Source organism: Nonomuraea sp. NBC_00507 (assembly GCF_036013525.1).
Classification (GTDB): domain Bacteria; phylum Actinomycetota; class Actinomycetes; order Streptosporangiales; family Streptosporangiaceae; genus Nonomuraea.
Window position 1 is genome coordinate 12,044,529 of sequence record NZ_CP107853.1, and the last position, 10,896, is coordinate 12,055,424.

General features: G+C 73.5%; 1 protein-coding gene. It reads right to left on the reverse strand.

Going from position 1 to position 10,896, the window contains the following annotated elements; all coding sequences use genetic code 11:
* Position 1: 1 nt before the first annotated feature.
* Positions 2–10,888, reverse strand: a complete 10,887-nt coding sequence (locus tag OHA25_RS57035; protein WP_327585126.1) for a type I polyketide synthase — start codon at positions 10,886–10,888, stop codon at positions 2–4.
* Positions 10,889–10,896 lie beyond the last annotated feature (8 nt).

Consider the following 10,896-nt stretch of genomic DNA (forward strand, 5'->3'; position numbering starts at 1 on the left):
CTCAGGAGAGTCCGAACTCGTTGTCGATGAAACTGATGATCTCGTCGGCGGTCGCCGAGCCGAGCCGTCCCGCGACGTCCTCGGCGGGGACGGCGCCCTGCCGCTGCTTCCAGGAGAAGACGAGCTGCTCGAGGCGGGCGGTGATCTCTTCGGCGGTCTCGTGCTCCGCCGCGACGACGGCCAGCCTGGCCTCGATCCGGTCAAGCTCCGCCAGGACCTGCTGTTCGGGGCTGTGCGCCGGGGGCGCGAGCTCTTCCAGCAGGTGCCCGGCCAGGACGGCGGGGTTCGGGTAGTCGAAGACCAGCGAGGCCGGCAGCCGGAGCCCGGTGACGGATTTGAGTCTGTTGCGGAGCTCCACAGCGGTCAGCGAGTCGAAACCGATCTCCTTGAACGCCCGCCCGGGTTCGACCGCTTCGGGCCCGGCGAAGCCGAGCACGGCGGCGACGTGGCCGCGTACCAGGTCGAGCAGGAGCGGCGGCCGGTCGGCTTCCGGCAGGACGGCGAGCCGGTCGGTGAGCGACTCGGTCGCCGGGGATTCGGCGACCAGCACGCGGCGTGCGGAGATCCGTACCAGGCCGCGGAACAGCGGGTGCCCGAAGCCCATGGCGGCGCCGGCGCGCAGGGTGGCGAGGTCGAGGTGGATCGGCACGAGCGCCGCCTCGTCCGCGCTCAGCGCACGGTCGAACAGGTCGAGACCCTGCTCGAGGCCGAGCGCGCCCATGCCGGACCGGCTCAGCCTGCTCAGGTCGGCCTCGTCCAGGTGACCGGTCATGCCGCTGCCGCTCTCCGGCGACCACAGGCCCCAGGCCAGGGAGGTGGCCGCCAGGCCGCGGGCCCGGCGGTGCTGGGCGAGCGCGTCGAGGAAGGCGTTCGCCGCGGCGTAGTTGCCCTGTCCGGGACTGCCGAGCACGCCGGCAGCACCCGAGTACAGCACGAACAACGTCAGGTCGAGATCGGCGGTGAGCTCGTGCAGGTTGACGGCGGCGGAGACCTTCGGGCGCAGCACGGCCGCGACGCGTTCCGGTGTGAGCGAGGAGATCATCCCGTCGTCCAGCACGCCCGCGGTGCTGACGACCGCGGTCAGCGGATGCTCGGCGGGGATTCCCGCGAGCAGCGCCGCCAGGGCGTCCCGGTCGGCGGCGTCGCAGGCGGCGATCCGGACGTCGGCGCCCAGCCCGGTCAGCTCGTCCCGCAGCGTGGCGGCGCCGCCGGCGGCGGGGCCGCGGCGGCTGGTCAGGACCAGATGCCGCACGCCGTGCTCGGCGACCAGGCGGCGGGCCGCCAGTCCGCCGAGCGCGCCGGTGCCGCCGACGACGAGCACGGTGCCGTCGGGGTCCAGCTCGCGCGGCGTGGTCAGCACGACCTTGCCGATGTGGCGGGCCTGGGCGACGTGCCGGAAGGCCTCGGTGGCGCGGCGTACGTCCCACGTCCTGACCGGTGGCGGCTGGAGCGCGCCCCGCGCGAACAGGTCGACGATCTCGGCGAGGATCGCGCCCGTACGGCCTGGGTCGAGCTCGGTGAGGTCGAAGGTCTGGTAGTGCACCGGCGCCAGCTCGGCCGCGTCCCGCACGTCCGTCTTGCCCATTTCGATGAACCGCCCGCCGGGTCGCAGCAGCCCCAGCGAGGCGTCCACGAACTCTCCGGCGAGGGAGTTGAGCACGACGTCCACACCGTCGGCGAAGGTCTGGGCGAACTCCAGCGTCCGGGAGGAGGCGATCCGTTCCTGGGGGACGCCCAAGCGGCGTACCGCGTCCCACTTGGGCTCGCTCGCGGTGCCGTAGACCTCGGCACCCAGGTGGTGGGCGAGTTGCACGGCGGCCGTGCCGACGCCGCCGGCGGCGGCGTGCACGAGCAGCCGTTCGCCGCCCTTCAGGCCGGCCAGGTCCACCAGGGCGTGGTACGCGGTGATGAAGGCGATCGGCACGGAGGCGGCCTGGGTGAACGTCCAGCCGTCGGGGATGCGGGCGAGCATCCGGTGGTCAGTGACCGCGTGCCGGGCGAAGCCGTCGATGACGCCCATCACGCGGTCTCCGGGCGCGAGCGTGGTGACGTCGCCGGCGACCTCGATGACGACGCCGGCGCCCTCGCCGCCCATGGGGGCATCGCCCGGGTACATGTCGAGGGCGATCAGCACGTCGCGGAAGTTCAGCCCCATGGCCCGCGTGCTGATGCGGACCTGCCCGGGGGCGAGTGGCACCGTGGGCGCGGGGAGCAGCGCGAGGTCGTCGACGGTGCCACGGCTGGTCACGTCCAGCCGCCAGTTCTCGGCCGCAGCGGGCAGGGTGAGCGCGCCGGTCCCGGCGCGGGCCAGACGGGGCATGTACGCGGTCCCGCCGCGGAGTGCGAGCTGGGTCTCTCCGGTCGCCAGTACGGCGGGCAGCGCCCGGTAGGAGCCGGGGTCGCGGTCGAGGTCGACGAGGATCAGCCGGTCGGGGTTCTCCGACTGCGCGGACCTGACCAGGCCCCAGACGGCGGCGTTGGCCAGGTCCGCCACCTCGTCGTGGCCGGTGGCAGCGACGGCGCCGTGGGTGACGACGACCAGCCGTGAGGCGGGGAAGCCCTCCTCCGCCAGCCACGTCCGCAGCAGTTCCAGCACCTCGCAGGTCCGGTCCTGAACAGCCCCGGCGAGCCCGCCCTCCGGGCCGCCGTCCAGGGAGACGATCACCCGCTCGGGTACCGTCCCGGTGGCGAGGAGCTCGGCCAGGCTGCCATGAGCCACGGCGTCGATCCCGGCCACGTGGTCGCCGATGACGGCCCATCGCTGGTCGCCGGAGGGCTCGCCGGCCGGCACGGGCGTCCATTCGAGGGTGTAGAGCGAGTCGTGTCCCGTGGGCGCCGCGCCGAGGTCGGCGGGCAGGGGGCGCAGCACGAGCGAGGCCACGTCGGCGACGGGGACGCCCGCGGTGTCGGTGACGGTGAGGCCGACACGGTCGGGCTCCCGCATCGTGAGGCGTACGCGGATCGATGTGGCTCCGGTCGCGTGCAGCCGTACGCCGGTCCAGGAGAACGGCATCCGGGGCCCGTCCTGGGCGGCGTTGAGCGCGAGGGAGTGCAGGGCGGCGTCGAGGAGCGCGGGGTGCAGCCCGTATCCGGCGCCCTCTTCGGGCAGGGTGACCTCGGCGAACAGATCGTCGTCGCGGCGCCAGACGGCCTGCAGCCCCTGGAAGGCCGGGCCGTAGCCCAGCCCCGCCTCGCTGAGCCAGTCGTACAGGCCGGTCAGCGCGAGGGGTTGTGCGCCCTCGGGCGGCCACGCGGCCGGCTCCCGCGCCGGCGGCGGCGCGGCGGCCGGGGCGAGCACGCCGGCGGCATGGCAGGTCCACGGCTCGTCGTCGTAGCGGGCGTGGACGGTGAGGGACCGCCGTCCGTCCTCGCCGGGCGCGCCCACGGTCAGCTGGAGCTGGACGGCTCCGCGTTCCGGCAGGGTGAGCGGGGCCTGGAGGGTGAGCTCCTCCAGCAGGTCGCAGCCGGCCTCGTCGCCGGCTCTGATCGCCAGGTCGACGAACGCGGTGCCGGGCAGGATCACCTGGCCGTTGACGGCGTGGTCGGCCAGCCATGGGTGGGTTCTGAGTGACAACCTTCCGGTCAGCAGCACGCCGTCCCCGTCCGCCAGCGGGACGGCCGCGCCGAGGAGGGGGTGTCCGGCGGCGCCGAGGCCGGCCGCGCCGACGTCGCCCGCGGTCGCGGTGCGTTCCTCGAGCCAGTAGTGCTGGTGCTGGAAGGCGTACGTGGGCAGGGCGACCGTACGGGGACGGGCGGGGGCGTACACCTGGGCCCAGTCGACCTCGACGCCGCGTACCCACAGCTCGCCCGCGCTGGACCACAATCGGCGTAACCCGCCGTCCTCCCGGCGCAGCGTGCCGACCGCCACGACCTCGCCGCCGGCGTCCTCCGCCGTGTCCTGCACCGCCATGGTCAGCACCGGATGCGCGCTGACCTCCACGAACACGCCATGCCCCTCCTCGATCAGCGCCCGGACCGCAGGATCCAGCCGTACGGGTTGGCGCAGGTTCTCATACCAGTACGCCGCATCCGCCTCCGTCCCGGTGAGCCAGCAACCACGCACCGTCGAATACCACGGCACCTGACCGGCCCTGGGCGCCACAGGAGCCAAAAGCCCCGCGAGTTCCTCCTGAAGGTGTTCCACATGCGCCGAGTGCGAGGCGTAGTCCACCTCGATCCGCCGAGCCCGCACGCCCCACACCTCGGCGTCGACCAGCAGTTCGTCGAGTGCGTCCACGTCACCCGACACCACCGTCGAGGCCGGGCCGTTGACCACCGCCACCGACACACGCCCATCCCAGCGCGAGATCAGCTCGGCCACCTCAGCCGACCCCAGCGGCACCGACACCATCCCGCCACGCCCCGCCAGCGCCACAATCGCCCGGCTACGCAAAGCCACCACCCGAGCGCCGTCCTCCAACGACAACGCACCCGCCACCACCGCGGCGGCGATCTCTCCTTGGGAGTGCCCGACCACGGCCGCGGGAGTCACCCCGACCGACCGCCACACCTCCGCCAGCGACACCATCACCGCCCACAACACCGGCTGGATCACATCCACCCGGTCAAACCCCTCACCACCCCGCAACACACCACTCAGCGACCAATCCACGAACGGAGCCAACGCCGCCTCACACTCCGCCACCCGCGCAGCGAACACCGGCGACGACTCCAGCAACTCCACCCCCATCCCCACCCACTGCGACCCCTGACCGGGGAACACCAGAACCGTCTTACCGCCTGCCCCGGCCACGCCCGCCACCACGCCGGGCACGTCCACGCCCTCGGCCAGCCCACGCAGGCCGGCGAGCAACTCGTCCCGGCCCGCACCCACCACCACGGCCCGGCGGTCGAACGCCGACCGCGAGACCACCAGCGAATGCGCCACATCCACCAGCCGCTCAGGCGATCCCGCCACCCACTCAGCCAGCCGACCCGCCTGTGCCTGGAGGGCCTGCGTGCTCCGGCCGGACAGCGTCATCGGCACCACCGGCAGATCCGCCGTCTCTCTGGGCGCCTCCTCCGGGGCGGGGCTCTGCTCGATGATCACGTGAGCGTTGGTGCCGCTGATCCCGAAGGAGGAGACGGCGGCGCGGCGCGCGTGCCCGTTCTCCTGCCACGGCACCGCTTCGGTGAGCAGCTTCACCGTGCCGGCCGACCAGTCCACGTGCGGGCTGGGCTCGTCCACGTGCAGCGTCTTGGGCAGCAGCCCGTGACGCAGCGCCATCACCATCTTGATCACTCCGGCCACGCCGGCGGCCGACTGCGTGTGGCCGATGTTCGACTTGACCGAACCGAGCCAGAGCGGCCGATCCTCCGGGCGGTCCTGGCCGTAGGTGGCGATGAGCGCCTGCGCCTCGATGGGATCACCCAGCGTCGTCCCGGTGCCGTGGGCTTCGACCACGTCGACGTCGGCGGCCGACAACCCGGAGTTGGCCAGCGCCTGCCGGATCACCCGCTGCTGCGATGGCCCGTTCGGCGCGGTCAGGCCGTTGCTGGCGCCGTCCTGGTTGACCGCCGACCCGCGCACCACCGCCAGCACCTGGTGACCGTTGCGCTCGGCGTCCGACAGCCGCTCCACCAGCAGCATGCCGACGCCCTCCGACAGGCCGAACCCGTCCGCGGCGGAGGCGAAGGGCTTGCACCGCCCGTCCCGGGCGAGCGCGCCCTGCAGGCTGAAGCCGATGAACCCGAGCGGGGTGCACATCACCGTGACACCGCCTGCCAGCGCCAGGTCGCAGTCGCCGTTCCGCAGCGCCTGCGCCGCCAGGTGCAGGGCCACCAGCGACGACGAGCACGCCGTGTCGACCGTCACAGCAGGGCCTTCCAGCCCCAGCGCGTAGGCGACGCGGCCGGACACGATGCTGCTCAGCGTGCCGGTGACCAGGTGCCCCACCGATTCCAGCGGGATCTGGTCGGAGTTGCGGCCGTACTCTTCGTACGCCGCGCCCACGAAGACGCCGGTACGGGTGCCGCGCAGCGAGCCGGGCGCGATCCGGCCGTGCTCGATCGCCTCCCAGGAGGCTTCGAGCAGGAGCCGCTGTTGCGGGTCCATGGCCAGGGCCTCGCGCGGGCTGATCCCGAAGAACTCGGGGTCGAACTCGCCCGCCTCGTAGACGAATCCGCCGTCCCGTACGTACGAGGCGAGCACGGCGTCCGGATCCGGGTCGTAGATCCCCTCGACGTCCCAGCCCCGGTTGCCGGGGAGCGGCGAGATCGCGTCCCTGCCTTCGGCGACCAGCCGCCACAGGTCGTCGGGACCGTTCACGCCGCCGGGAATGCGGCAGCTCATCCCCACGATCACGACCGGGTCGTCCTCGACCGGCCCGCGGCTCACCCCGGCGGTCCCGAGCTCGGCTCGCACGCCGAGGATCTCGGTCCTGGCCAGCTCGGCCAGGACCTTGACGTTCGGGTAGTCGAAGACCACGGTCGCCGGGAGCCGCACGCCGAAGGCGGCGTTGAGCTTGCCGCGCAGCTCGACCGCGGTGACCGAGTCGAAGCCGAGATCCCGGAAGGCCCGGTCGGCGTCGACATCAGCCGGGCCGGCGTACCCGAGCACGCCGGCCACCTGCTCGCGGACGCGCGCCACCAGCAGGCGTGCCTGATCCTCCTGGGTCAGCTCCAGGAGTTGCCCGCGCAGTTCCGAGGTCTCGGGGGCGGGTTCGGTGTCGTCTCCGAGGGCGGCGACCGCCTCGGGCACGCCGTCGAGCAGGGGGCGGCGGCGGGCGGCGGCGAAGGGCGGCGCGAACCGCGTCCAGTCGATGTCCGCGATCACCAGGTTCGTCTCGTCGTCGTCGAGCGCCTGACACAGCCCGTCGACGGCCATTCCGGGATCCATGAACCGCACACCGGACCTGCGCGCGTCGTCCTCGCTGAGCAGCGTGGTCATGCCGCCGCCCGCGGCGTCCCAGAAGCCCCAGGCGATCGCCGTGCCGGCGAGGCCGCGGCCCCGGCGGTGCGCGGCGAGGGCGTCGAGGAAGGCGTTGCCCGCGGCGTACGCGCCGTTCTGGGCGCCACCCCAGACCCCGGCGCCGGACGAGAACAGCACGAAGGCGTCGAGCGGCCCGGCGAAGAGCTCGTCCAGGTTGGCGGCTCCGGTGATCTTGGCTTGGGTGGCGGTGGCGAGCTCCGCAGGATCGAGTTCGAGCAGCGGGCGGATGTGCGGGACGCCCGCCGTGTGGAAGACCGACCGGATGGCATCGCCGCCGTCCTCGATGCCGCGGACGAGGGCGGCGAGGGCCGCGCGGTCGGCCACGTCGCACGCGGCCACCGTGACGCGCGCACCGAGCTCTTCGAGTTCCGCGACGAGTTCGGGGACGCCGGGGGCGTGCGCGCCGCGCCTGCTGGTGAGCACGAGATGGTCCGCGCCGCCGCGGGCCAGCCACCGCGCCACGTGCGCGCCCAGGCCGCCGGTGCCGCCGGTGATGAGGGCGGTGCCGTGCGGCCGGCGGCGCTCCGCGGCGCGTTGCCTGGGCGCCGGGGTCAGCCGCCGGGCGAAGACGCCGGAGGCGCGGATCGCCAACTGGTCCTCGTCCCCGATCCCGGCCAGCACGGCCATCAGCCGGGTCAGGGCGCGCGGGTCGAGGGTTTCCGGCAGGTCGACGAGGCCGCCCCAGCGGGCGGGGTGCTCCAGGCCGAAGACCCGGCCGAGCCCGGCCACGGCGCCCTGCTCGGGATCACGTACGGCGTCGACCCGGCTGACGCTCTCGGCGCCGCCGGTGGCGATCCAGAGCGGCGCGTTCACGTCCGCGTCGGCCATGGCCTGGGTCAGCGTGAGCGTGCGCGCCAGGCCGCAGTGGAGGGACAACACGCCGGCCGGTACGACGTCGCCGCGCAGCAGTGCGGCGAGGTCCTCCCTGCCGAGGTCGTCGGCCAGCTCCAGGACCTGGGGACGGGCGCCGTGGCGCTCGAGCGCCTGGACGACGGAGGTCACCGCGTCGTCGCCGGCCCGCGCCGCCGGGACGGTCACCAGCCAGGCCCCGTCCAGCACGGGCGCGAAGTCGGCGATGGTCAACGGCGTCCAGGTCACGCGGTACCGCCAGGAGTCCAGCGTGGACTGGTCGCGCCTGCGCCGCCGCCAGGACGAGAGCGCCGGCAGGATGGCGGCGAGCGGCGAACCGTCCGCGATGTCCAGCGTGGCGGCGAGGGCGGCCACGTCCTCACGCTCCACCGCCGCCCAGAACTCGGGGTCGACGGCGTCGGCGGCCGGCGCGACCTCCTCGTTCCCGGGCATGAACCAGTAGCGCTTGTGCTGGAAGGCATACGTGGGCAGGTCGGCGCGCCGGGGACAGGCGTCGGCGAAGTAGGCGTCCCAGTCGACGGTGACGCCGCGGTTGTGGAGGTGGGCGAGGGCCTCGACAAAGGTACGGGCCTCGTCGCGGTCCTTGCGGGCGCCCGGGATGAAGGCGCCGTCGTCGACGGTCTGCTGGGCGAGCGTGGTCAGCGTGGTGTCCGGGCCGATCTCCACGAACACCGTGGCGCCGCCGGCTCTGGCTGTGCTGACCGCGTCGGCGAAGCGGACCGCCCGCCGTACGTGATCCACCCAGTAGCCGGGGTCGGTGAGCTGCCCGGTCGCGCCGGAGATGATCGGGATGGCCGGTTCGTGGTACGTGAGGGCGGCCGCGACCTGCTCGAACTCCCGCAGCATCGGCTCCATCAGCGGCGAGTGGAACGCGTGCGAGACCCGCAGCCGCCGGGTGCGGATCTGCTGCTCGCCGAGCGCCCGGGCGATGTCGTCGATCACTCTCTCGGTTCCGGAGACCACGACCGCGTCCGGGGCGTTGACCGCGGCGATCCCCGCCTGGTCCTCGTGGCCCGCCAGCAACGGCAGCACCCGCTCCTCGGCGGCGGCGACGGCGAGCATGGCGCCGCCCGCGGGCAGGGCCTGCATCAGCCGGGCCCGGGCCGCGACCAGCGTGCACGCGTCGGCCAGGGAGAGCACCCCGGCCACGTGCGCGGCCGCGATCTCGCCCACGGAGTGGCCGGTCAGCATGTCCGGGGCGACGCCCATGGAGGTCAGCAACCGGTAGAGGGCGACCTCGAACGTGAACAGCGCCGGCTGCGTCATGCCCGTGTCGTCCAGCACCCCTCGGGGGTCGCTGAACATCACGTCGCGTACGGGGTGGTCCAGGAGCGGGTCCAGGACCTTGCAGATCTCGTCCAGCGCCGCGGCGAACACGGGGAACGCCGCGGCGAGTCCCGCGCCCATGCCCACCCGCTGGCTGCCCTGGCCGGCGAACAGCAGGGCGACCTTGCCGCCGGTTCCGGTTCCTGTCACGGTTCCGGGTACGGCCGTGCCGTCGGCGACTGCCTGGAGACCGGCCAGCAACTCGTCCCTGTTCGCCCCCACGATCACCGCGCGGTGGTCGAGTACGGCCCGGCTCGTGGCCAGCGACCAGCCCACGTCCGCCACGGGCAGGTCCGGCCGCGTGTCCGCCCACGCCCTGAGCCTGGCCGCCTGCGCGGCGAGCGCGTGCGCGTCCCTGGCCGACACCGTCCAGGGCACCAGGGGCAGGGTCAGGCCGCCCGGCTCGGTGTCGTCCGGCTCAACCGGCGACTCCTCGAGGATCAGGTGGGCGTTGGTGCCGCTGAAGCCGAAGGCGGAAACCGCGGCCCGGCGGGGGGCGTCGTGCCGCTCCCATGCCCTGGCCTCGGTCAGCAGCTCCACGGCCCCGGCGGACCAGTCCACGTGGGCGGACGGCTCGTCCACGTGCAGGGTGCGCGGCAGCGTGCCGTGGCGCAGGGCCATCACCATCTTGATCACGCCGCCCACTCCGGCGGCGGCCTGGGTGTGGCCGATGTTCGACTTCAGCGAACCGAGCCACAGCGGCCGGTCCAGCGGCCGGTCCTGGCCGTAGGCGGCGAGGAGGGCCTGGGCCTCGATCGGGTCGCCCAGTGTCGTACCGGTGCCGTGTCCTTCGACCGCGTCGACCTGCGTGGGCGACAGGCCGGCGTCGGCCAGCGCCTGCCGGATCACCCGGATCTGGGAGGGCCCGTTCGGCGCGGACAGGCCGTTGCTGGCGCCGTCCTGGTTGACCGCGCTCCCCCGGATGACCGCGAGCACCTGGTGGCCGTTCTCCTGGGCGTCGGACAGCTTCTCGAGCAGCAGCACGCCCACGCCCTCGCCCCAGCCGGTGCCGTTGGCCGCGGTGGCGAAGGACTTGCACCGCCCGTCCGCGGACAGGCCCCGCTGCTGGGAGAACTCGATGAACGTGTTCGGGGTCGCCATCACGGTCACGCCGCCGGCCAGTGCCAGCGTGCACTCGCCCCGCCGCAGCGCGTGCACCGCCAGGTGCAGTGCGACCAGGGACGACGAGCAGGCGGTGTCGATCGAGACCGCCGGGCCTTCCAGGTCGAGGGCGTACGCGACCCGGCCGGAGATGACGCTGCCGAGCGCTTCGGCGCGGAAGTAGTCGTGGTACATGGCGCCGGCGTAGACACCGGTCCGGCTGCCGCGTACCGAGTTCGGGTCGATGCCCGCGCGTTCGAACGTCTCCCAGCACGTCTCCAGGAACAACCGCTGCTGCGGATCGGTCCCGAAGGCCTCACGCGGGGAGATGGCGAAGAATCCCGCGTCGAAGTCGGCGGCGTCGTAGAGGAATCCGCCCTGCCTGGCGGTGGTCGTACCCGGGTGGTCGGGGTCCGGGTGGTACAACTCCTCGCTCCAGCCGCGGTCGGCGGGGAACTCGGAGATCGCATCGCCGCCCTCGTCGAGCAGCCGCCACAACTCCTCCGGCGAGGTGACCCCGCCCGGATAACGGCAGCTCATGCCGATGATCGCGATGGGCTCGTGCTCCCGGCCCTCAACCTCGCGCAACTGCCGACGAGTTTGGTGAAGGTCGGCCGTGACCCGCTTCAGGTAGTCCCTGAGCTTGTCTTCGTTTGCCATCGAACGTT

Coding starts and splice junctions, on each gene's coding strand:
- OHA25_RS57035 (WP_327585126.1), bottom strand. CDS start 10,888: ATGGCAAACGAAGACAAGCTCAGGGACTACCTGAAGCGGGTCACGGCC.